We start from the raw sequence: 21635 nt of genomic DNA on the forward strand, positions 1-21635 counted from the left end.
GGAGATGGCGACGCTCGGCGCGCTCACCGCGAATCCCCCACCGGCGCGCGGTGCGGCGAGCGCTCGTCGCGATAGGTGCCCACCCGCAGCCAGTTGTCACGGTCTTCGCTGGTGGCCAGGCAGAAGCAGGCCAGTTCCAACGGCGACAGGAAGATCCGCGCCCCGCTGTCCAGATCCTCCACGAGCAGGCGCGGTCCGTTGCCGCTGCTATCCAGGGAGATCCGGGCGGCAGCGAACTCGTTGGCCAGTACCGCCAACTCCCGCCGCCGGATGGTGCGGCCTTCCTCTGCTGCAGACATGTTCCTCGATAACCCGATCGTTGCTGGTCCGGTACCGGACGGCGCCGGTCTCCGCCGCCCATTCGCCCGGCGGCCACTTCAAGTATTAGCGTATACGACTGTCAGAAACAAGAGACGCCAGATCGCCTGCCGATATCGCAACCTTCCAGATGCGCGCAGCTCAGAGGCATTGACGTAGGACGATAAGAAGATGAACACTATGGACAGATTAGGCGCTTACCGCAGCACCGACGGAGGGCTCGCATGACGCAGACACCGACCATTTCCAGCACGCAGGACTACCGCAGCATCTGGGGCTACCTGCGCGAACTCGACTTCCGCCAGGCATTCCTCGACATCGGCGGGGTGCGCACCCGGACAGCCGAGGCCGGCTCCCCCGACAAACCGCACGCGATCCTGCTGCACGGCACCGGCGGGCACTGGGAGACCTTCGCGCCGAATCTGGCCGCACTGAGCTCGCAGTACCACTGCGTGGCGATCGACATGGTCGGCAACGGCTTCTCCGACAAGCCCGACTACGACTACGAAATCGCGGTCTACGTGCGCCAGATCGTGAGCGTCATGGACCACTTCGGCATGGACAGCGCACATCTGATCGGGATGTCGCTGGGGGCCTGGGTCGCCTCCGCGACCGCCGTCGCCCATCCCGGGCGGGTCGGCAAATTGATCCTGATGTCACCGGCCGGTTTCGAAGCCTCCGAATCCAATATGGCCCGTATCCGCGCCGAGCGGACCAAGGCGGTCGAGGATCCGAGCTGGGAGTCGATCCACAAGGTCTTCGAACATCTGATTGCCGAGGACCACAATCGAATTCCCGATCTGATCGCCTTGCGCCGCGCCATCTACCAGCGCACCGACACCCGGGAGACGATCGATCGGCTGCTGATCCTGCAGGACCCCGCCGCGCGCGACCGCAATCTGATCACACCGCAGCAGTGGGCCGCGATCGCGGCGCCGGCGATGATCGTCGCCTCCGGCCGCGATCACGGGGTCTATCAGGACACCGCCCGCAGGATCGCCGAGCTGATCCCCGACTCGCAGATCTTCGAGATGCCCGATGTGCGGCACTGGCCACACTTCGAGGATCCGGAGACCTTCAACCGGGCGGCACTGGAATTTCTCGGGAAGTGACGAACAGGATGCTCGAACCTGATTCCGTCGCCGATCTCGCCCGGCAGCTGCATGAGGCCGCGCGCACCAGGGTGCCGATTCGCCAGCCCTCGCTCGTCCATCCCGATATGACGATCGAGGACGCCTATGCGGTGCAGCGCGCCCTCATCGACCTGGAGACGGCCGCGGGGCGCGGCGTCCGGGGACGCAAGATCGGGCTGACCTCCAAGGTGATGCAGCGCGCGGTGTCGATCTCCGAACCCGATTACGGCGTGCTGTTCGACGACATGTTCTTCGATGACGGTGCGGTGGTGCCGGCGGGCCGGTTCATCCGTCCTCGTATCGAGGTCGAATTGGCGTTCGTGCTCGGCGAGCAGCTCGCCGGCCCCGGCGTCACGCTGTTCGACGTGCTGCGGGCCACCGAATTCGTCACTCCCGCACTGGAAATCCTCGATGCCCGGGTGCAGATGAGCGATCCCGATACCGGGCGAACCCGCACCATCGTCGACACCATCGCCGACAATGCCGCCGACGCGGGGCTCGTCCTGGGCGGACGGGTGATCCGCCCGCTGGATACCGACCTGCGCTGGATCGCGGCGCTGCTGCTGCGCAATGGAACCATCGAGGAGTCCGGTGTGGCGGCGGCAGTGCTCAATCATCCGGGCAACGGTGTCGCGTGGCTGGCGAACCGGCTCGCACCCTTCGGGGAGGTGTTGCACGCGGGCGAGGTGATCCTGTCCGGTTCCTTCACCACGCCGGTCTTCGCCGAACCCGGTGACAGTTTCGTCGCCGATTTCGGCCCGCTCGGCACGGTGTCGTGCGCATTCGAAAGGCCCGCACCATGATTCGCAATCGCTGGCGGCAGGCCCTGACCACAGGACGGACCCAGATCGGCATGTGGGTGGTGGGCGCCAGCCCGTATTCGGCCGAGATCTGCGCCGGGGCCGGACTGGACTGGCTGCTCATCGACCAGGAGCACGCGCCCAACGATCTGCGCTCCACATTGAGCCAGCTGCAAGCGGTCTCGGGCTATCCGGTCGAGGTGCTGGTCCGCCCGCCGTCGGCCGATCCGGTGTTGATCAAGCAGCTGCTCGATCTCGGGGTCACCGATCTGGTGGTGCCTATGATCGAGTCGGCCGCGGCCGCGCAGGCGGTGGTCGCGGCGACCCGCTACCCGCCCGCCGGTATTCGCGGGGTCGGCAGCGCTTTCGCCCGCGCCTCCCGTTGGAATCGCATTTCTGACTATCTGACCACTGCGGACAGCTCGATTTCGGTCACCGTTCAGATCGAGTCCGCGGCGGGTCTGGCCGAACTGGACAAGATTGCCGGGGTCGAGGGCGTCGATGCGGTCTTCATCGGCCCGGCCGATCTCGCGGCCTCGCTGGGCTATCTGGGCAAACCACAGGCGCCGCCGGTCGTTGAGGTAATCGAGGAGGCTTTGCGGACCCTTCACGGTGCGGGCGTGGCCGCCGGCGTGAACGCGTTCGATCCAGCCACCGCCCGGCGATACATCGCCGCCGGCGCGTCGTTCGTTCTCGTCGGCGCCGACGTGACACTGCTCGCACGTGGTGCCGAGGCCTTGGCGCAGGCCTACCGGAACGACATCCAATTTCCGACCCCGCACAACATCTGACAGTCATGTCACTTATCCTGGACGTGCCGGACCGGCAACGAGGAAAGGGCTACCGATGGATTTGGACTTCACGAAGGAACAACTGGAGTTCCGTGAGGAGGTCCGCACGTGGCTGCGCGAGCACAAGCCCACCGAGCCGCGGCCCCGCGATCACGCGGGCATCCGGGAATTCGATCTGGCCTGGCAGCGCACCCAGTGGGACGGCGGCTGGGCCGGAATCGCCTGGCCCCGCGAATACGGTGGCGGCGGCCTGACGCTGCTGCAACAGCTCATCTGGTACGAGGAGTACGCCGCGGCGGGACTGCCCGGCATCGACGCCAACTTCGTCGGCCTCAGCCACGCGGGTCCCACCCTGATCACCCGCGCCGCCCAGGAACACAAGCAGTTCCATCTGCCCAAGATTCTGCGCGGCGAGGTCGTGTGGTGCCAGGGATTCTCCGAGCCCGACGCGGGTTCGGACCTGGCGGCGTTGCGTACCAGGGCGGTACTCGACGGCGATGAGTTCGTGGTCAACGGCCAGAAGATCTGGACCAGCTTCGCCGCCTGCGCCGACTATCAGGAACTGCTCGTACGCACCGATGCCTCGGGATCCAAACACCAGGGCATCACGTGGCTGATCTGCGATATGCACAGTCCGGGCATCGAGATCCGCGCCATCGAGACGATCGAGGGCGGCGCCGACTTCTGCGAGGTGTTCTACGACAATGTGCGCATCCCGGTCTCGAATGTGGTCGGTGAGGTCGGGGACGGCTGGAGCGTGGCCATGTCGACGCTGTCGTTCGAGCGCGGCACCGCTTTCACCGCCAATCAGGTGCGCCTGGCCAAGGTCGTCGAGGATCTGATCGAATTCGCGCGCGATCACGTCGGGCCCGACGGTAAGCGGCCGGCGATCCTCGACGACGAGATCGCCCGCCGCCTCGCCACCGCCCGCGCCTCGGTCACCTCGCTGCGGGCCATGACCTATGCCGGCATCTGCCGGGCCATGCAGACCGAGACGCCCGGACCGAAGGGATCGATGCTCAAACTCTTCTACGGCGACCTCGCCAAACAGGTCGGCGCGCTGGCCATGGACATCGTCGGCCCGGACGCGCTGCGGCGCACCTCGCGCTGGGACCGCCACGGCTGGGTCGGCAACTACTTCTACTCGTTCTCCCAGGCCATCGGCGGCGGCACCTCCGAAATTCAGCGCAACATCATCGGCGAGCGCGTGCTCGGCCTGCCGCGGTAACCAGAAAGCAGCCAGTCATGAACCTTCTACCAGCAGCCGAGCAACTCGAACTCGTCGCTGCCGCAACGGATTTCCTGCAGACACGGATGCCCATCGAGGAAATTCGCCGCCGCGCGGACGCCGACTCCGCGGTCGATACCTCGGTATGGACCGAAGGGGCCGAACTCGGATTCCTGAGCCTGGGCCTGGCCGAGGAATACGGTGGGGCGGGCCAGTCCTTCGACGATGAGGCACTGCTGTTCGTCGAGCTGGGCCGGCACCTGGCCACCGGCCCGTTCCTGGCCTCCACTCTCGGCGCCCGGATCGCCGCGTTCTCCGGCGACGAACAGCTGTGCCGGCGCATCGCGAGCGGGCAGGCTCGGGTGGGCACGGCCCAGTTGCGGGGCGACGGATCGGTCACGTCGGGCGGATTCAAGGGCACCTTCGACCTCATCGATACCGCAGGGTGCAGCCATCTGCTGCTGGTCACCCGGCACGGGTCGGCGCTGGTCGCGGCCGAGCAGTTCGGCGAGACGACCGTCCTGGACTGCGTCGACCCCGGGACCCGGCTCGCCACCGCCACCGTCACCGCGGGTGAGGTGACACACTGGCTGCCCGAACGGGCCGATTCGACCTGGCTGCGCGCGGTGGTGCTGTCGTCGGCCTTCCTCGCGGGCCTGGCCGACGGCGCGGCGGCGCTGGCCACCGAACATGCCAAGACCCGGATTCAGTTCGGCCGGCCGATCGGCGTCAACCAGGCGATCAAGCACATGTGCTCCGATATGGCCGTGCGCACCGAGGCCGCCTTCACCCAGGTCTGTTTCGCGGCGGTGTGCCTGGCCTCGCACCGGCACGATGCCCCGACGCAGGCGCTGGCGGCCCGCACGGTCGCCGCGAACGCGGCAATCGACAACGGCGCCAATGGAATTCACGTCCACGGCGGCATGGGTTACACCTACGAGCACAACGCGCACCTGTACCTCGAACGCGCGCACGTCTACCGGCACCTGTTCGCCGAACCGTCGGAGGTACTGGCGGAACTGCTCGCCCAGGACCTCGCCCAGGACGGTGTCGCCGCATGAACCGCAAGGTCGCCATCGCCGGTGTCGCCCTGTCGGATGTAGGCCGGGTGGAGGACAAGAACGCCTACGAACTGATGGCTCAAGCCAGCGCGCGCGCACTCGCCGAAACCGGACTGACACCGCAGGACATCGACGGCCTCGGCTCCACCGGCCAGGGAATGCTGCCGCCCACCGACGTGGGCGAATATCTCGGCTTGCGGCCGCGCTGGATCGATTCGACCTCGGTCGGCGGCGCCTCCTGGGAGGTGATGGTCTCGCATGCGGCCGACGCCATCGCCGCCGGTCACGCCGACGTGGTGCTGCTGACCTATGGTTCCACCGCCCGTGCGGATCTGCGAAAGGGGTTGCGCACCGCCAATATCAACTGGGGCGCGCGGGGACCGCTGCAATGGGACGCACCCTACGGGCACACGCTGGTGTCCAAATATGCCATGGCGGCGCGGCGGCACATGTTCCAGTACGGCACCACCATCGAGCAGCTCGCCGAGGTGGCGGTGTCGGCGCGATTCAACGCCGCCGACAATCCGGAGGCGTACTACCGCGACCCGATCTCCGTCGAGGACGTGCTGTCCGGGCCGATGATCGCGGATCCGTTCACCAAACTGCACTGCTGCATCCGCTCCGACGGCGGCGCGGCCGCCATCCTGGTCGCCGAGGACCGCGTACCGGACCTGAAATCGGATCCGGTCTGGGTACTCGGCTCGGCCGAGGCGACCTCTCACATGCTGACCAGCCAGTGGGAGGATATGACCATCGGCCCGGCCGCGGTCACCGGTCCGCTCGCGTTCCGGCGCGCGGGCCTGACACCGGCCGATGTCGACGTCGCCGAGCTGTACGACGCGTTCACCTACATGCTGCTGCTCACCCTCGAAGATCTCGGATTCTGCGGTAAGGGCGAGGGCGGCGCTTTCGCCGAGAGCGGCGCGCTGCGCCTGGGCGGCGCCCTGCCCACCAACACCGACGGCGGCGGCCTGTCCGCGTGTCATCCGGGCCAACGCGGGCTGTTCCTGCTGGTCGAGGCGACCCGCCAGCTGCGCGGTGCGGCCGGGCCCCGCCAGGTACCCGGCGCCGAGATCGCCTGCGTGAGCGGCACCGGTGGCTGGTTCTGTTCCAGCGGGACGGTGTTGCTGGGGGCGAACAAACCGTGACCGCCGCCGAGATCCTCGCGCCGCTGGACGCCGGCGACTTCGCCGATACCGTCGAATTGCTGGAGGCGGCGGCGCTCGTGCACGGATTCCGCGACGCCTACGTCGAGGCCGACGGCACCCGCATCAGCTTCGCGGACTGGGTCGCGCGCGCCCGCGCCGTGGCCCGCCAGCTGTCCTCACACGGCGTCGGGCGCGGCGATGTGGTCGCGCTGATGCTGCCCTCCGGGATCGACTACGCGGTGTGCTACGCCGCCACGGCGATGCTCGGCGCCGTCACCACCGGATTGAATCCGCGCCTGGGGCCTCGTGAGATCGATGCCGCACTGCGGCAGGCGGATCCGGTCCTGGTCGTACGCGCCGCCACCATGCCCGCGACGGGTCGCGACATCCCCGAACTCGCCGCCTCGGAGCTGACCCGCGAACTGCTGCGGCACGCCGCCACACCATCGCGGACGATCGGCCGCGATGCCCCGGTGTCGATCGTCTTCAGCAGTGGCACAACAGGATTGCCGAAAGGTGCCTGGTTCGACGCGAACAATCTGGCCGCCTCGGCACAGGCGGCCGGCGCGATGAGCGCACCCTATGACCGGCGCCTGACCTCCACGCCCTTCGCGCACGTCGGATATATGTCCAAACTGTGGGACCAACTGGTCTGGGGCATCACCCTGGTGATCGCGCCGGTGCCCTGGTCGGCCGCGGCGATGTTCGACGTCCTTCGCACGGAACGGATCACCGTCGCGGGCGCGGTGCCGACACAGTGGGCGAAATTGCTGGAACTGCCCGCGCTCACGCCACAGTCACTGCCGCACCTGCGCATCGGTGTGGTCGCGACCGCACCGGCTTCACCGGCGCTGGTCCGGCAGACGACTGAACGCATCGGAGCGCCGCTGGTAGTACGGTATGCGATGACCGAATCGCCGACGATCTGCGGGACCGAGCCCGGTGACCCTCCAGAAGTGTTGTACCGCACCGTCGGGCGGCCGCAGACCGGCGTCGAGGTCGCGATCACCGATGCCGGCGGAGCGGCGCTACCGGCCGGACAGATCGGCCGGGTACGCATCAAGAGTGGTTGTTCGATGCGCGGGTACTGGAACGACCCCGAACTCACCGCGGCCGCGTTCGACGAGCAGGGCTACCTGATCAGCGGCGATCTGGGACGCTTCGACGCCGTCGGGAATCTGGTCCTGGCCGGTCGATCCGGGGATATGTACATCCGCGGTGGGTTCAACGTTCACCCGGTCGAGGTCGAACAGGTCCTGGCCGAACATCCCCGCGTCCGCGCCGCGGCCGTGGTGGGCCTCGCGGCCGAGGTGATCGGCGAGATCGGGGTGGCATTCATCGTCCCGGAGGATCCGGACGCACCGATTTCCCTTGCCGAACTTCGGGATTGGGCCAAGGCCAGGCTGGCCGACTACAAGGCGCCCGACCATCTGATCGTGGTCGGCGACCTGCCGCGCACCGCGATGTCCAAACTCGACCGCCATCGCCTGCGGCAGCTGGCCGCCGACAATCCGCCCCCGCCGAGAAGGAAGGCACCATGAGCATCCACCAGCGCATTCACATTGCTCTCGACCAGTGCGAAGGACACGGTCAGTGCGCCGCCGTCGCGCCGCGGCTCTACGAACTCGACGACGACGGCTTCGCCCTGCGTGCCGACTTCGAGGTCGCGCCCGAACTCGTCGACGAAGCCGACTCCGGGCGCACGGCCTGCCCGATGAGCGCCATCCGGTGGCGCGAGGACTGATCCGCCACAACGGCCGAAGGCCGGGACGCGGTAGCTGGTGTCTACACCAGCCGCGTCCCGGCCTTCGGTCGTTATCGGCGTATTTCCGCTAGCCGCCCAGGCGCAGGCCGGGAGCCCGGGTGCCGAAGATGTCGGTCCCCAGGACGACGCCGAGTTTATTTGTGTCCCAGCGCTTTCCGCCACTGGACACCGACGCCGCCGAGGTCCAGCCGCGCATCAGCTGGATGGTGTCACCCAGCGCCCGCACGACCTGCCCGCTGACGTGGGCGGCCTCGGGACTCGCCAGCCACGCGACCACCGGCGAGCCCAGCGACGGGTCCTTGGGATCGAATTCGTCCTCGCCGAGTTCCCCCGGCTCGATCGGCGCCGCGGCCCCGGACATCGTCGCCGACATGCGAGTGCGGCCGCCGGGGCTGATCGCGTTGACCGTGGCGCCGATCGAGGCGAGCTCGAGACTCAGCGTCTGGGTGAGGCCCACGATGGCCGCCTTGGCGGCACTGTAGTTGGTCTGGCCGAAGTGTCCGTGCAACCCCGCGCCCGAGGTCGTATTGATGATGCGGCCGTACACCTTCGCGCCGGTCGACTTCGATTCCTCCCGCCACTTGCGCGCCGCTGCCCGGCTGGTGAGCCAGGTGCCGCGCACATGAACTCGCATCACCGAGTCGAAGTCGTCGGCACTCATATTCCAGATCGCGCGGTCGCGAACGATACCGGCATTGTTGACCACGATATCGAGCCGGCCGAGCTGGGAATACGCGCGCTCGACGAGCAGATCGATCTGTTCTTCATCGCCGACATCGCTGAAATCGGAGATCGCCTTGCCACCCCGGTCCTCGATCAGGCGTACGACCTCGTCGGCCACCTTGCCTGTTCCCTCACCGGAAACCGACGTTCCCAGATCGTTGATAATCACCGTGGCGCCGTGTTTGGCCAATTCCAGGGCGTGCCCGCGCCCAATGCCGTGTCCGGCTCCGGTCACCAACGCGACCTTTCCGTCGAGCAATCCGCTCATCTGGGCGATCCTCTCCTCATTGTTCGATAATGGTCGTCATGCCTCGATCGGCGTGAACACGACCGCGTAGGCCGGGTCGACGATTTCGCGGAATACGGCCCGCACCGGCATGCCGATACGCACATCGGCGGGCGCGATCCCCTCGATATTGGTCACCACCCGCGGACCCTCGTCCAACTCGACGAGGGCGGCGATATACGGCAACCGCGCCGCGAACGGCTCGAGGTCGTTGACGTACACCGTGGAGAACGAATAGACCGACCCGGTGCCCTTGGCTTCGACCGCGGTGACCGATTCGCTCCAGCAGAACGGACAGGACACCCGCGGGTAATGATGGACGCGTCCACAGTCCTGGCATTTCGCGATCAGCAGTTTCCGGTCGCGCGCGCCATCCCAATACTGCGCGCTGTTTCCTTCGACGACGGGAATATCGGCACGGCCGGCCACTATCGATCCTCCTGATCTGACTGCACGGATGTTCGGCGCATATCACCAACCGCGATATTCGGCGGGCCTGCGTTCGACGAACGAGCGCACGCCCTCTTTGGCATCGGCCGAATACGACTGGATCTCCTGCGCCATCGCCTCGGCGAGAAATGCGGCCGCACGATCACCGTCGAGAGAGCCGTTGAACAATCGTTTCGTCAATGCGATCGAGCTGGTCGGGGCGGTCGCGAGCCGGCCGGTCAGTTCGGTGAGTACCAATTCCAGATCCTCCTCGGCCACAACCCGGTTCACCACACCGAGACCGAGGGCTTCCGAGGCCCGGAGCTTGTCACCGAAGAACACCAATTCCTTCGCGCGCTGCATGCCGATCAGCCGAGGTAACAGATAGGCACCGCCGCCGTCGACCACGAGCCCGCGTTTGACGAACGACTCGCTGAAGTAGGCCGCCTCGGTCGCGATCACCAGGTCCGAGGCGTAGGCCAGGTGGGCGCCGATGCCGGCGGCGGCGCCGTGCACCACGCTGACCACCGGCTTTCCGCAATCCAATACCGCGGCGATCAGGCGCTGCGCACCGGTCATGATGCGCCGCATCGGATCGGTGACCCGTTTGACGTTCTTCACGTGACCGTCCGCCAACTTCACCACGTCCGCGCCGGAGCAGAAATGTTTGCCGTTAGCCCGCAGGACGACCACCCGGATGTCGGGGTCGGCGTCCGCCGCGGCGAACAGTTCGATCAAGGCGTCGCGATCGTCGGGCCGGATGGCATTGGCCGCCTCGGGCCGATTGAGCGTGATCGTGAGAATCCCGCCGTCGATCTTCTGCAGGAGGGCATCGGTCATCGGTGCGTGTACCTCACAGTCAGATGTTTGATGCCGTTCACGAAATTCGACCGCAGCAGTGTCGGCTCGCCGACGGCCTCGAGGTCGGGAAAACGCGAATACAGTGCCTCGAACGCGATATTCAGCTCGAGCCGCGCAAGATGCGCGCCCAGGCAGAAGTGCGGCCCCGGCGCACCGAATGCCAAGTGCGGGTTCGGATTGCGAGAGATATCGAAAACGTAGGGATCCTCGAAAACGGCCTCATCGCGATTGGCCGAGGTGTACCAGAGCACAACCTTCTCGCCTCGAGAGAACACCTGATCACCGAGTTTGACGCCGTCATGGGTCACCGTGCGGCGCATGTGGATCACCGGACTCGCCCAGCGCAGGATTTCCTCGATCGCGGTGGGCGCCGATGCACGGTAGTCGGCGAGCCAGGCATCGCGCTGATCCGGGTGGCGACTCAGGGCGTACACCCCGTGCGTCAGAGCGTTGCGCGTGGTCTCATTACCGGCGCCGACCAGCAGGATGAAGAACTTCGCCATCTCCTGTGGAGTCAGGTTGTCGCCCTCCTTCGCGGCGACCAGCATACTGATGACGTCGTCGCGCGGATCGGCTATCCGCTCCTCGGACAGATTCTGCAGCAGCCCGATGAGCCGTTCGCTGGCCTTGGTGACCGCACCCGCGATACCCGCGCCGGACTGGTCGGGGATGTATTCCGCGTCCGAGGCGCCCAGAATCGTGTTCGTCGCCGCGAGGATATCGGCCTCGTGCTCCTGCGGAATGCCGAGCATGGTGCTGATGATCCGCAGCGGGAGCAGCGCCGCGAAATTGTCGACGAAATCGCATTCGCCCGTGACCGGCATCGCGTCGAGGATTTCGTGAGTGGTCGATTCGACCAGCCCGCGAATCGATTCCAGGCTCTTGTTGGTGAACCCGCGGGATACGATCTTGCGGACCCGGGAATGTTCGGGATTGTCCATATCGATGATCGACCCGCGATAGTCACGCAACGCGCGCGGCTGGTCGAAAATCTGGGTGCCCTCCCCCGAGGCGAAATCCTCGGGACGGCGGCTCACCTCGAGTATGTCGGCATGGCGGGTCAACGCCCAGAAACCCTTACTCCGGGCCGGCTCGCCGCCGAGCGGGACGAACGCCCGCGGATTCTCCCTGCGCAGCGCGTCGAACCGGGCGTCTCGTTCGGCCTGGCCGGTCTGTTGCCACCAGTCGAAATCGATCAGCACGTCCGCGGCCTCATCGGCTCCGATCATCGGCTGTTCCTCGCTCGTCGTCGTCACATCTTCGGCGGCCCCCGGACGGTACCGGTACGCGGCCGAAATCCCCATTGCCATCCGATTCTGGCACTAGTGTCACTATTTTGCAACCGCGTTTACCTGGACATTCTGCGAGCTAATGGCATGCGAGCATGCCATTAGCTGGACATCAGTGTCACTAAGTGGGTCTTCTTCGGGAAGAGAGCGAGGGCCGCCCGAGCAGTCTCGACCAGATCGCGGCGGGCCACCGACGGGCCACAGCCCCCGTCTCCTCCAGGGGTCCATACATGCGCCGAGAACCGCCGCGATCCGTCACACAGTCGATTGTATAGCTGAATAATTCAGCTTCAATGCCCACTTGATGCGGTCTGGAGCGAATCCCGGATCGCCTCCATCGCCGCCAGCCGCCGGGCGACCATCGTCATCGCCGCGGCATCCCCGGCTCCGGCCCGGAGTTCGCCCAGACGTGCCCGCACCCGGACGATCTCCTCGGCCAGGCGTTCGCCCGCCTCCTGCTTGGTGAGCAAGTCCTGCTCGACCCAATCGGCGGCATCAATGTCCTTCTCGGCCACGATGTTTCGCCCTTCAGTTGGCGCGGGGGAAGTTGAACAGTTTGCGGGCGTTCAACTCGACGATCTTGTGCGCCTCGTCGTCGGGAACGTTCTGCAGCAGCTTGCCGGTGAACTCGCGGCTGTTCGGCCAGTTCGAATCCGAGTGCGGGTAGTCGCACTCCCACAGGATGTTGTCCACGCCGATCGCCTCGCGGCGCACGATGCCCTCGCTGTCGTCGATGAAGCAGCCCCAGATGTGCTCGCGGAACAGATCCGAGGGGCGCACCTCCTTGTTCACGTTCTGGTACCAGCGATGCTTCTCCCAGACCTGGTCGATGCGCTCGAGCAGATACGGCACCCAGCCGACGCCACCTTCGGAGAGGGCGACCTTCAGGTTGGGGAACTTGTAGAACACCGGGGAGAACAGCAGATCCGCGGTCGCATACATCGAGTTGGTGCCGAACAGCGAGATCATCACCGCCATCGGGGCCTCCGGGGAGGTGATCGGCGGGCGGCCCGACGAGCCGAAGTGCATGCACAGCGGAAGGCCGGTCTCCTGCGCGGCGGCGAAGACCGGATCCCAGTGGTCGGTGTAGAACGACGGAAGCCCCAGCGGGACAGTGCATTCCGGGAAGGTTATGGCCTTTGCGCCCTTGGCGGCGCAGCGGTAGATCTCGGCGGCCGCGGCGGCCGGATCCCACAGCGGCAGGATGATCAGCGGAATGAATCGATCCGGTGCGGCCGCCGCCCACTCGTCGAGATGGAAGTCGTTCCACGCTCGCACCGACAACAGCGCCAGTTCCTTGTCCTTGCCCTCGAGGAACACGGTGCCGGAGAAGCGAGGGAACGACGGGAAGCACAGCGCCGCCTGGACGCCGTCGACGTCCATATCGGCGATTCGGGCCACCGGGTCGTAGCAGCCGGGCAGCATATCGGAGTAGCGGGTGGGGTCCATGCCATATTCCTGCGGCTTCTTCCCCGCCACGGCGTTCAGGCCGATGTTCGGATACACCCGACCCTCGTAGACCCAGACCTCGGCGAGCCGCTCGGCCCCCCGCCCTCCGCCCCGCGCCGCATCGAGCAGCACCTTGGACAGTTCCTCGTCGCCGGTGTTCTGCGACATATCCATCTCGACGATTCGGGGACCATCCTCGACGAACTTCTTCGGCAACCGATCGACCCACACCGATGGCGGCTCGATCAGATGGTCATCGACGGAAATCATCTGCATGGAATCTTGAAGCGGCACAACGCCTCCTCGGAAAAATAACTGGCTGACCGACCTGGACCGCATATGCAGGCCACCGTTCGTGTCCGCTATCTGACACTGTGTAATCTAGTGACTGCAGTCACAGCAGTCAACTTCCAGTTCGATTACGGCGTTCAGCCGCATACTTCAGGCTTCCCGCCATGACACATCGGCCACTAACAGGACATCGGAATGACTATTCTGACATCATCGTCACTATCCGCGACATTTCGGGAAGGACATTGACACATGGATCTGTCAGTGCGCGACAAGGGCTATCTGGTGCTCGGGGGAACGGCGGGCATCGGGCTGGCCGCCGCGCGATCACTCGCCGAGGACGGCGCGAGGATCGCGATCGTCGGGCGCGATCGCGAACGCGGCGGGAAAGCGGCCGCCGAACTGGCCGAGGCCGGGGCCGCCGGGGTGACCAGTCTGCCGTTCGACGCCGCGCAGCCGGGCCAGGCCGCGCAAGCGGTCGAACACGCGGTGGAATTTCTGGGCCGGCTCGACGGTGTCGCGATCACCACCGGCACCACCGGCCACGATCCGATCTCGGCAACCGACGAGCAATGGACCGCGGCCTTCCGTGATGTCGTACTGGGCACCACTCGCACGATCGAGGCGGCACTGCCGCATCTGATCGCGACCAAGGGCACCATCGTCACCACGGCCGCCTATTCGATCAGGTCACCCGAGATCGCGCGCCTGCCTTTCGCCGGACTCAAGAGCGCCGTAGCGGTATTCACCAAGGGGATCGCGAAAGAGTATGGGAAACAGGGTATTCGGGCGAACTGCATATGCCCGGGTGCGGTCGAAACCGACGCGCTGAGCGCAATACGCGACTACCTCGCCGCAGAGCGCGGCTACCCCCGCGAGGAGGCACTCGAACGCGTCATGGTCGAGGAGTGGGGTTTCACCGCAGCACTGGGCCGGCCGGGCCGGCCGCACGAGGTGGGCGAGCTCATCGCCTTCCTGCTCTCGCCGCGGGCCGGATTCCTCACCGGCGCGCTGATCAACATCGACGGCGGCACGAACTTCTGACCGGGGCGAACGGTGGGGGACGCGTGCGAGCGCTCCCCCACCGCGTCGCCTAGGTTCTGTCTCGAAGTGGTGGGGTGGGTGGTATCACCGCGCGGTGCCCCCATCGGCAGGGGCAGTGAAAGAGGTTGCCCCCGTTGGCATATAGGTGAGGCCTCCGGTAGATCGGTTTAGCGACCAAGCAAAACCGGAGACCAAACCGGAGACCTCGTGACCAGCGTAGCGGTGGCGGGGCGAGCGGACCTGACCGATGCCCAGTGGGTGAGGTTGGAGCCGCTGCTGCCCTGCGGTAAGAAGGCGGGCCGACCGTCGAAGTGGACGAAACGGCAGCTCATCGACGGAATACGGTGGCGGACGCGGGTCGGGTCGCCGTGGCGGGATGTGCCAGCAGAATACGGGTCCTGGCAAGCGGTCTATGGGTTGTTCCGCCGCTGGCAGCGGGCCGGGGCGTGGGCGACGATCGTTACCTCGTTGCAGGTCCTGGCCGACGCGGCCGGGATGATCGACTGGCAGATCAGCGTGGATTCCACGGTTACCCGGGCTCATCCCCATGCTGCCGGTGCCCGTCGCAACAGCGCCGAGCAGGCCGAACCGCCGGCAGAGCCGGGCCGATCTGAGCCAGCCGATCATGGGTTGGGGCGTTCGCGTGGCGGGTGGACCAGCAAGCTGCATCTGGCGTGCGACAAGAACTGCCGGGTGCTGTCGGTACTGGTCACCGCAGGGCAAGCCGGTGACAGTCCGCAATTCACCGCGGTCCTCGATGGCATCGAGGTACCGAAACTCGGCCGCGGGCGAGCCCGGATCCGCCCGCAACGGGTGCTGGCCGACAAAGCGTATTCCGGTCGCGGCAACCGGGAGTGGTTGCGCCGTCACGGAATTGCAGCGACCATCCCCGTCCCAGCCGACCAGGCCGCGCACCGACGGCGCAAAGGCCGTGCCGGTGGACGGCCACCAGCGTTCGACCCGGTGCTCTACCGCGACCGCAACGCGGTCGAGCGGGGCATCAACCAGCTCAAACAACATCGGGCAGTCGCGACCCGGTACGACAAGCTCGCCGTCCGCTACCAGGCCACCATCCACATCGCCGTCATCAACCAATGGCTCAGACACTCATGAGGACGGGCCACCAACCCACCCCACCACTTCGAGACAGAACCTAGCCCGGCGCCACGGCGTCGGCGGCCGGATAGCGCAGTACGCCGCGCAGGTTGCGGCCTGCGCGCATGTCCTCGTAACCGTCGTTGATCTTCTCCAGCGGATAGGCGCGGCTCACCACGGCGTCCAGGTCGACCTGGCCGTTGCTCCAGAGTTCGAGGATCTTCGGGATGTCCGCGCGCGGATTGGCCGAACCGTAGAGACTGCCGATGATTCGCTTCTCGGTCAGCGTCAGATCCATCATGTTGACCGAAACCTCGTTCTCGGCCATGGGATGAATATTGGTCACGATCAATTCGCCGCGCTTGGCGACCATCGCCAGCGCCTGCGCGATCAGGCGACCCTCACCCACCCCCATCGTGCAGATGAACCGGTCGGCGCCGCGGTGCCAGGTCGCTTCCCGCACAACCTCGGGCGCCTCCTCCCAGGACGCCGCCACATGAGTGGCGCCCATCCGCAGTGCCGCCTCGCGCTTGTATTCCGACGGATCGATGGCGACAATGGTGCGCGCCCCTGACAGTCGCGCACCCTGCACCGCCGCGGCGCCGATGCCGCCGACACCGGCGACCACCACATTGTGGCCGGGCCGGATATCGGCGGCATAGACCGCCGATCCCCACCCGGTGACGAAACCGCAGCCCAACAGGCAGGCCCGGTCCAGCGGATGATGCGGCTCGATCTTGATGCAGCTGGCCTCGTGCACGACGGTGTGATGCGCGAACGAGCCGACCCCGCATGCCAGCGCGAGATCCCGGCCGCGGGCATGGTGGCGCGCGGTGTCGTCGAAGATCTGGCGACCGCTGTAGATCTTCGCGCCCAGATCGCACAGGCTCTGATGGCCGGTCGCGCAGGACGGGCACCGCCCGCACGAGGGGATGAATCCGAAGACCACATGGTCACCCTCTCGCAGCCAGGACACACTCGAACCGACCTGCTTCACCACGCCCGCGCCCTCGTGGCCACCGATACACGGCAGGTGAAACGGCATGTCGCCGGTGACGATGTGCTCGTCGGAGTGGCACATTCCCGAGGCGTGCAACTCGACCAGCACCTCCTCGGCCTTCGGCGGATCGAGTTCGATCGTCTCGACCGACCAGGGCGTGTTGCGCTCCCAGAGCACGGCGGCAGTGGTCTCCATCATGTTCCCTTCTTCCGCCGTGACCGAAACGACAACGGCGACAACATTTTTGATCAGCGAATGATCGACTGGGTTTCCAAGAACCCAGCGATCCCTTCCGGACCGCCCTCGCGGCCGATTCCCGATTGCTTGAAACCGCCGAACGGGCTGCCGAAATCGAGCGGCGCCGCGGAGTTCACCGAGACCGATCCGACTCGCAGCCGGGCCGCGACCCCGGCCGCGCGCGATCGATCGCCGGACCACACCGCGGCGGCGAGGCCGTAGTCGGAATCGTTGGCGATGCGCACGGCGTCGCTGTCGTCGGCGTACGGAATGACCACCGCCACGGGTCCGAAGATCTCGTCACGGGCGATGGCCATGTCGTTGTCCACATCCGCCAGCACGGTCGGCTGGTAGTACCAGCCGGTGTCGAATCCGTCGGGGCGCGCGCCGCCGGTGACTACTCGCGCGCCCTGGCCGACCGCGGCGGACACCATCGATTCGACCCGTTCCAGCGCGGCGCGGTTGATCAGCGGGCCGACATCGGTCGAGAGATCGGCCGGATCACCGACCCGCAGCGCAGCCACGGCCTTACCGAAGATGTCGACGAACTCCGCGTAGCGCGTGGCTGGGACCAGGATCCGGGTCTGAGCCATGCACACCTGGCCGTTGTTGCCCATCACGCCGGTGACGAGACTGCCGATCGTCTCGGCGTCGAATACGGCGTCGTCCAGCACTATGGCCGGTGATTTGCCGCCGAGCTCGAGTGCGCAGCGCCGCACCGCGGCGGCGCAGACCGCGCCGATCCGCTTTCCCGCGGCGGTGGAGCCGGTGAAACTCACCTTGTCCACGCCCGGATGCGCCACCAGCGCCTCACCGGTCGCCACGCCGCCGGACACGATATTGATCACGCCCGGCGGTATCCCCGCCTCCTCGACGACCTCACTGAACAGCGACACACCCAGCGGTGCGTCGGGGGCCGGCTTGAGCACCACGGTGCATCCGGCCGCGAGCGCCGGCGCCAGTTTCATCGCGGCGATGAACAAGGGGACGTTCCACGGCACGATCGCCGCGGTGACGCCCACGGGCACGCGGCGTACGAGAACCTCGCCCCCAGCTCCGGCGGGACGGATCTCTTCGAAGCCGAAATCCGCCACCATCCGGGCGTGGGAGCGATACACCCCGACGGCGAATCCGACCTGGCCGAACGAGGAGAAGCTGCGCGGCGACCCGACCTCGGCGCAGAGCAGGTCGGCGAATTCGCCCGAACGCCGTTTCAGTGCGGCGGCCAGGCCGCGCAGCAATTCGGCCCGGTCGGCAGGGGTGCCGGCCGCCCACTCCGGCTCATCGAGCGCGGCGCGGGCTGCGGCAACCGCCGCCCCGACATCGGCGCCGGTCGCCTCGGTCACGGTGCCCAGCAGTGCACCGGACGCGGGCGAGAGCACCTCGATCCGCGGCCCGTCGGAGGCCCGCCACTGCCCGGCGATATAACACCCTGCAAAGTCGCGCACTGCTACCTCTTCCATCCGATACTGCGCCAGAGCCGGCCGGGATCCATCCGGCCGCGATGACTGAATTCTGGCAGTAATGTCACTTTATCCGCAAGGGCCGGTTCAGCCGACGACCGATGCCAGACGATCCGGTGTACTGCCGTGCAGGATCAGTTCGTCGGCGCCCGCGTCGAGGTAGCGGTCGAACACGGCGTGACACTGCGCCGCGGTGCCGACCGCCGATGCCTCGTTCAGCCAGCGGGACGGCAGCGCCGCGGCGGCCTCCGCCAGCTGCGCGGCGGTCCGGACCGAGTCGGCGGACCCGCGTATGCCGGCCAATTGCGGATGTGCGCGCAGCACCGCGAGCTGGTCCGGGTCCCAAGCATTGACCTGAGCGAGCTGCTCACCGAATCCCGGAATCTGGTAGTAGCTCACCGCCCGGCCGGCGACTATGGCAGCTTCCTCGGCCGGGGCCAGTCCCGAGGCGGTGACGACGGTGGCGCAGATTCGCACGGCATCGGCCGGGCGGCCCGCGGCCGCCGCGGCGGCGCGCACCAGTTGCGCGGACCGCGCCACCGCCTCGGGGGTCAGGAACGGATGCAGGATGACTCCGTCGAAATGGCGGCCGGCCAGCTCGAGCCCGCGCGGACCGATGGCGGCGAGCAACAGCGGGGGCACCGGCTGGTCGGGCACATCGGTCAGGCGCAGCGCCGGGAAATTGCCGGCGGGCCCCTGGTAGCGGACCTTTTCGCCGCGACACAACCGCCGGAAGATGTCGGCGGAGTCGGTGAGTGAGCGATTGGTCGGCACCGGCAGTCCCACCGACTGCCACATCGCGGCCACCGAGCGCCCGACACCCAGCACCAGGCGACCGTTCGACAGCGCCTGCGCGGTCATCGCCATCGACGCCAGCAACGCCGGATGCCGCGAATTCAGATGCGTCACGCCGGCGGCGATGTCGATATCGCTGGTGACCTGGCTGATCGCACCGAACAGCACCCCGAAGTCCTTGGCGCCCCAGCGTTCGCTGAGCCAGACCGTGCCCAGCCCGAGGCGTTCGGCCTCGGCCGCCTGGGTCAGCGCGGGCCGGGGATCGGTGACGCGGCCGGGAACGACATAGGCGCCAAGCCTGCCTGCCCGCTCGGCAGCACTGGATTTTTGTTCACTCATACCCATATTCTGACAGTAATGGTCAGTTTTGGGCCGACGCGGTCGAAGTCGGCGGCCGGGCCGTGCGACAGAGAGCGAGTTCCAGTGAGTTACACCGCCGAGCGAGGACACCTCGACGACCGGTCCCGCGGCGCGTTGACGGCGTGGGCGCGTACCCGTCTGGCACCGCCGGGTCACACCGGCTTGGAACTGTCGGAGTTCTCCGCCCCGGGCGCCGGATACTCCGGCAAGACCGTCTTCTTCACCGCCGCATGGACCGAAGCGGGCGGCCGGCGCGTACGCCGTGCGCTGGTACTGCGCATGCAGGCACCCGATCATCAGCTGTTCATGGCCCCCGATGCCATCCGGCAGGCCGAGGTGATGCGTGCGCTGACCCGGTATGCGCCGATGCCTGTCGTCGCCGCCCAGGAGCCCGATCCCCGCGTACTCGGCACACCTTTCTACGTCATGGACCGCGTCGACGGGCGCGTCCCGTCGGACGTGCCGAGCTGGCACAAGGCGGGATGGACCGCCGACCTCACCCCGGACAAACGAAAACAGCTGTACGACAACGGGTTACGCGCTCTGGTCGCACTCCACGGAATTACCGACCGTGCCACGATCGACACGCTGGCCACACCCGGGCCCGGCACTGCCCTGGCTCGCTACGTCGATCAGGTGCACCGCTGGTACCTCAGCGCCCGCGACGAGCTGGTGGTCGACCCCGAGATGCTGGCCGCGGCGGTCGCCGAGTTGACCACCAACGTTCCCGACACCGACGCCGAGGGCATCGTCTGGGGTGATGCTCGGGTGGGGAATATGGCCTTCGCGGCGGATCTGTCGGTCGCCGCCCTGTTCGACTGGGAGGGCGCCACCACCGGACCGCCCGATATCGATCTGGGCTGGTGGCTGATGTTCGAGCGGTTTCTGTGCGAAAGTATCGGCCTGCGACGCCCCGAAGGCGTGCCCGACGATCCGGATATCGTGCTCCGCTACGAACAACTCGGTGGCCGCCTAACCGGCGATATGGGCTACTACACGCTGCTGGCCGCCGTCGTGCTGACGCTGATCACCAACCGGCTCTCGGCCCTGCTGGTCCGAGACGGTCTCGACCCGAAGATCGCCCGTTCCTATCCCGCCGCCGCGCTCGATCTGGTGCGGCGTTACCTCGGCGAACGCATCGAACGAAGGAGTATCACCCGATGAACGAACCTGCCCCGGTCGGCACCATAGGCGCGCCGTGGGAAGTGATCGTGGAGCGCGGAAAGATCCGCGAATTCGCTCGCGCGATGCAATCGGAGAACTCCGCCTACGCGGGCCCGGACGCGATCGTCCCCCCCACCTTCCTGATCACCGCCGGTCAGTGGGCGCCCCCCGGCGCGCGCGTCGACGTCGGATTCGACCGCACCCGCCTGCTGCACGGAGAGCAGGAGTACATCTTCCACGGGCCGCTGCCACGGGCCGGAGATCACCTGACCGCGCGCGAAAAGGTGGTCGATCGATTCGAGAAACCGGGAAAACGCGGCGGCGTCATGCGATTCGCCGTGGTGGCCACCGAATTCCGCAACGGCGACGGGGAATTGGTGGCCGAGGCACGCGCCACATTCATCGAAACCGCACCCAGGGAGAAGAAGGAGAAATCCGCATGACCACCCCGGCCGCCGCATTCGAGATCGGCACCACGGCCCCACCGCGCACATTCGGCCCGCTGACCCGGCAGATGTTCGTACGCTATTCCGGTGCCTCCGGCGACCTGAATCCCATGCACTACGACGACACCATGGCGATCGCGGCCGGCTACCCCTCGGTCTTCTCCCAGGGCATGCATCAGGCGGCGCTGCTGGCGACGTTCGCCACCGATTGGCTGGGTGCGCACAACCTGCGGCGATTCGGCGTGCGCTTCCGCGAGCAGGTCTGGCCCGGCGACGTCCTCACCTGCACCGGCACGGTGACCGCGATCGAGCCGGTCGACGGCGGCCGCAGAGTAACCGTCGAACTTGCATGTCAACGTCAGACGGGCGGCACCGCCCTCACCGGAACCGCGGAGTTCCTGCTCGACCACGGCCACGACACAGTGGTGGCCAGCACATGAAGCGCACGCGCGAGATCGA

The 21635-nt window shown here is 67.0% G+C and carries 23 protein-coding genes; 13 read left to right on the plus strand and 10 right to left on the minus strand.

Annotated features, from left to right (window positions below; translation table 11 throughout):
- Nucleotides 1-23: 23 nt before the first annotated feature.
- Nucleotides 24-299 (minus strand): hypothetical protein, encoded by a 276-nt coding sequence (locus NN2_RS01665; protein WP_063009655.1) that lies wholly within the window; start codon nt 297-299, stop codon nt 24-26.
- Between the two features lie 243 nt (nt 300-542).
- On the opposite strand from NN2_RS01665, the gene NN2_RS01670 reads away from it, so the two are divergent.
- From NN2_RS01670 to NN2_RS01705, 8 genes are read left to right on the plus strand one after another with little or no spacing between them, the layout of a single operon-like run.
- Nucleotides 543-1430 carry an alpha/beta fold hydrolase gene (locus NN2_RS01670; protein WP_063009657.1) on the plus strand — a complete coding sequence of 296 codons (888 nt, stop codon included), beginning with the start codon at nt 543-545 and terminating at the stop codon, nt 1428-1430.
- An 8-nt stretch (nt 1431-1438) separates the two neighbouring features.
- A complete protein-coding gene (gene hpaH / locus NN2_RS01675) occupies nt 1439-2254 on the plus strand; it encodes a 2-oxo-hept-4-ene-1,7-dioate hydratase (protein ID WP_063009659.1) in 816 nt (271 codons plus the stop codon).
- Nucleotides 2254-3042 (plus strand): aldolase/citrate lyase family protein, encoded by a 789-nt coding sequence (locus NN2_RS01680; RefSeq protein WP_104365641.1) that lies wholly within the window; start codon nt 2254-2256, stop codon nt 3040-3042. The genes hpaH and NN2_RS01680 overlap by 1 nt, the downstream gene beginning before the upstream one ends.
- A gap of 55 nt (nt 3043-3097) precedes the next feature.
- Nucleotides 3098-4270, plus strand: a complete 1173-nt coding sequence (locus NN2_RS01685; protein ID WP_063009663.1) for an acyl-CoA dehydrogenase family protein — start codon at nt 3098-3100, stop codon at nt 4268-4270.
- A gap of 17 nt (nt 4271-4287) precedes the next feature.
- The gene (locus NN2_RS01690; RefSeq protein WP_063009665.1) at nt 4288-5331 is read left to right on the plus strand and encodes an acyl-CoA dehydrogenase family protein; all 1044 of its coding nucleotides are present in this window, start codon (nt 4288-4290) and stop codon (nt 5329-5331) included.
- Entirely contained in the window at nt 5328-6479 is a 1152-nt protein-coding gene (locus tag NN2_RS01695; RefSeq protein ID WP_063009667.1) for an acetyl-CoA acetyltransferase, read from the plus strand. The genes NN2_RS01690 and NN2_RS01695 overlap by 4 nt, the downstream gene beginning before the upstream one ends.
- A complete protein-coding gene (locus tag NN2_RS01700) occupies nt 6476-8020 on the plus strand; it encodes a class I adenylate-forming enzyme family protein (protein ID WP_245658499.1) in 1545 nt (514 codons plus the stop codon). Before NN2_RS01695 ends, NN2_RS01700 begins: the two co-directional genes overlap by 4 nt.
- A complete protein-coding gene (locus NN2_RS01705) occupies nt 8017-8223 on the plus strand; it encodes a ferredoxin (protein WP_063009669.1) in 207 nt (68 codons plus the stop codon). Before NN2_RS01700 ends, NN2_RS01705 begins: the two co-directional genes overlap by 4 nt.
- Nucleotides 8224-8311: 88 nt before the next feature.
- On the opposite strand, the gene NN2_RS01710 is transcribed toward NN2_RS01705, so the two are convergent.
- The 6 genes from NN2_RS01710 to NN2_RS01735 all read right to left on the minus strand — a co-directional run bounded on the left by NN2_RS01710 (nt 8312) and on the right by NN2_RS01735 (nt 13575).
- Nucleotides 8312-9235 carry an SDR family NAD(P)-dependent oxidoreductase gene (locus NN2_RS01710; protein ID WP_063009671.1) on the minus strand — a complete coding sequence of 308 codons (924 nt, stop codon included), beginning with the start codon at nt 9233-9235 and terminating at the stop codon, nt 8312-8314.
- A gap of 36 nt (nt 9236-9271) precedes the next feature.
- On the minus strand, nt 9272-9685 hold the full coding sequence (locus NN2_RS01715; RefSeq protein WP_063009673.1) for a Zn-ribbon domain-containing OB-fold protein: 414 nt from the start codon (nt 9683-9685) through the stop codon (nt 9272-9274).
- A gap of 39 nt (nt 9686-9724) precedes the next feature.
- Nucleotides 9725-10522: an enoyl-CoA hydratase/isomerase family protein gene (locus tag NN2_RS01720; RefSeq protein ID WP_063009675.1), complete on the minus strand. Its 798-nt coding sequence runs from the start codon at nt 10520-10522 to the stop codon at nt 9725-9727.
- Nucleotides 10519-11772 (minus strand): cytochrome P450, encoded by a 1254-nt coding sequence (locus NN2_RS01725; RefSeq protein WP_063009889.1) that lies wholly within the window; start codon nt 11770-11772, stop codon nt 10519-10521. Before NN2_RS01725 ends, NN2_RS01720 begins: the two co-directional genes overlap by 4 nt.
- 350 nt (nt 11773-12122) lie before the next feature.
- The gene (locus NN2_RS01730) at nt 12123-12347 is read right to left on the minus strand and encodes a hypothetical protein (RefSeq protein ID WP_063009677.1); all 225 of its coding nucleotides are present in this window, start codon (nt 12345-12347) and stop codon (nt 12123-12125) included.
- 13 nt (nt 12348-12360) lie between these two features.
- Entirely contained in the window at nt 12361-13575 is a 1215-nt protein-coding gene (locus NN2_RS01735; RefSeq protein WP_245658503.1) for an amidohydrolase family protein, read from the minus strand.
- A 249-nt stretch (nt 13576-13824) separates the two neighbouring features.
- Between NN2_RS01735 and NN2_RS01740 the strand changes: the two genes are divergently transcribed.
- The gene (locus NN2_RS01740; RefSeq protein WP_063009681.1) at nt 13825-14616 is read left to right on the plus strand and encodes an SDR family NAD(P)-dependent oxidoreductase; all 792 of its coding nucleotides are present in this window, start codon (nt 13825-13827) and stop codon (nt 14614-14616) included.
- 207 nt (nt 14617-14823) lie between these two features.
- Complete coding sequence (locus NN2_RS01745) at nt 14824-15729, plus strand: IS5 family transposase (protein WP_063009683.1); 906 nt, start codon at nt 14824-14826, stop codon at nt 15727-15729.
- Between the two features lie 40 nt (nt 15730-15769).
- Here the strand turns inward: NN2_RS01745 and NN2_RS01750 are convergent, their stop codons facing one another.
- The 3 genes from NN2_RS01750 to NN2_RS01760 all read right to left on the minus strand — a co-directional run bounded on the left by NN2_RS01750 (nt 15770) and on the right by NN2_RS01760 (nt 19545).
- Complete coding sequence (locus NN2_RS01750; RefSeq protein ID WP_063009891.1) at nt 15770-16906, minus strand: NDMA-dependent alcohol dehydrogenase; 1137 nt, start codon at nt 16904-16906, stop codon at nt 15770-15772.
- A 53-nt stretch (nt 16907-16959) separates the two neighbouring features.
- The gene (locus tag NN2_RS01755; RefSeq protein WP_063009685.1) at nt 16960-18396 is read right to left on the minus strand and encodes an aldehyde dehydrogenase; all 1437 of its coding nucleotides are present in this window, start codon (nt 18394-18396) and stop codon (nt 16960-16962) included.
- 102 nt (nt 18397-18498) lie between these two features.
- Nucleotides 18499-19545, minus strand: coding sequence for a TIGR03857 family LLM class F420-dependent oxidoreductase (locus NN2_RS01760; protein WP_063009893.1), 1047 nt, complete (start codon nt 19543-19545; stop codon nt 18499-18501).
- 84 nt (nt 19546-19629) lie between these two features.
- Between NN2_RS01760 and NN2_RS01765 the strand changes: the two genes are divergently transcribed.
- Genes NN2_RS01765 through NN2_RS01775 form a run of 3 tightly spaced genes read left to right on the plus strand, consistent with a single transcriptional unit; the run spans nt 19630 to nt 21616 of the window.
- Nucleotides 19630-20730 (plus strand): phosphotransferase family protein, encoded by a 1101-nt coding sequence (locus tag NN2_RS01765; RefSeq protein WP_063009687.1) that lies wholly within the window; start codon nt 19630-19632, stop codon nt 20728-20730.
- The gene (locus tag NN2_RS01770; protein WP_063009689.1) at nt 20727-21173 is read left to right on the plus strand and encodes an FAS1-like dehydratase domain-containing protein; all 447 of its coding nucleotides are present in this window, start codon (nt 20727-20729) and stop codon (nt 21171-21173) included. Before NN2_RS01765 ends, NN2_RS01770 begins: the two co-directional genes overlap by 4 nt.
- Nucleotides 21170-21616: a MaoC/PaaZ C-terminal domain-containing protein gene (locus NN2_RS01775; protein WP_063009691.1), complete on the plus strand. Its 447-nt coding sequence runs from the start codon at nt 21170-21172 to the stop codon at nt 21614-21616. The genes NN2_RS01770 and NN2_RS01775 overlap by 4 nt, the downstream gene beginning before the upstream one ends.
- Nucleotides 21617-21635 lie beyond the last annotated feature (19 nt).

It is taken from the genome of Nocardia nova NBRC 15556 (assembly GCF_001613005.1).
Classification (GTDB): domain Bacteria; phylum Actinomycetota; class Actinomycetes; order Mycobacteriales; family Mycobacteriaceae; genus Nocardia; species Nocardia nova.

What these genes read in the sequence shown, in the direction of transcription:
- NN2_RS01725 (WP_063009889.1), bottom strand. Translation starts at nt 11,772, where the DNA reads ATGATCGGAGCCGATGAGGCCGCGGACGTGCTGATCGATTTCGACTGG.
- NN2_RS01670 (WP_063009657.1), top strand. Translation starts at nt 543, where the DNA reads ATGACGCAGACACCGACCATTTCCAGCACGCAGGACTACCGCAGCATC.
- NN2_RS01720 (WP_063009675.1), bottom strand. Translation starts at nt 10,522, where the DNA reads ATGACCGATGCCCTCCTGCAGAAGATCGACGGCGGGATTCTCACGATC.
- NN2_RS01760 (WP_063009893.1), bottom strand. Translation starts at nt 19,545, where the DNA reads ATGAGTGAACAAAAATCCAGTGCTGCCGAGCGGGCAGGCAGGCTTGGC.
- NN2_RS01710 (WP_063009671.1), bottom strand. Translation starts at nt 9,235, where the DNA reads ATGAGCGGATTGCTCGACGGAAAGGTCGCGTTGGTGACCGGAGCCGGA.
- NN2_RS01690 (WP_063009665.1), top strand. Translation starts at nt 4,288, where the DNA reads ATGAACCTTCTACCAGCAGCCGAGCAACTCGAACTCGTCGCTGCCGCA.
- NN2_RS01750 (WP_063009891.1), bottom strand. Translation starts at nt 16,906, where the DNA reads ATGGAGACCACTGCCGCCGTGCTCTGGGAGCGCAACACGCCCTGGTCG.
- NN2_RS01740 (WP_063009681.1), top strand. Translation starts at nt 13,825, where the DNA reads ATGGATCTGTCAGTGCGCGACAAGGGCTATCTGGTGCTCGGGGGAACG.
- NN2_RS01770 (WP_063009689.1), top strand. Translation starts at nt 20,727, where the DNA reads ATGAACGAACCTGCCCCGGTCGGCACCATAGGCGCGCCGTGGGAAGTG.
- NN2_RS01775 (WP_063009691.1), top strand. Translation starts at nt 21,170, where the DNA reads ATGACCACCCCGGCCGCCGCATTCGAGATCGGCACCACGGCCCCACCG.
- NN2_RS01705 (WP_063009669.1), top strand. Translation starts at nt 8,017, where the DNA reads ATGAGCATCCACCAGCGCATTCACATTGCTCTCGACCAGTGCGAAGGA.
- NN2_RS01695 (WP_063009667.1), top strand. Translation starts at nt 5,328, where the DNA reads ATGAACCGCAAGGTCGCCATCGCCGGTGTCGCCCTGTCGGATGTAGGC.
- hpaH (WP_063009659.1), top strand. Translation starts at nt 1,439, where the DNA reads ATGCTCGAACCTGATTCCGTCGCCGATCTCGCCCGGCAGCTGCATGAG.
- NN2_RS01685 (WP_063009663.1), top strand. Translation starts at nt 3,098, where the DNA reads ATGGATTTGGACTTCACGAAGGAACAACTGGAGTTCCGTGAGGAGGTC.
- NN2_RS01665 (WP_063009655.1), bottom strand. Translation starts at nt 299, where the DNA reads ATGTCTGCAGCAGAGGAAGGCCGCACCATCCGGCGGCGGGAGTTGGCG.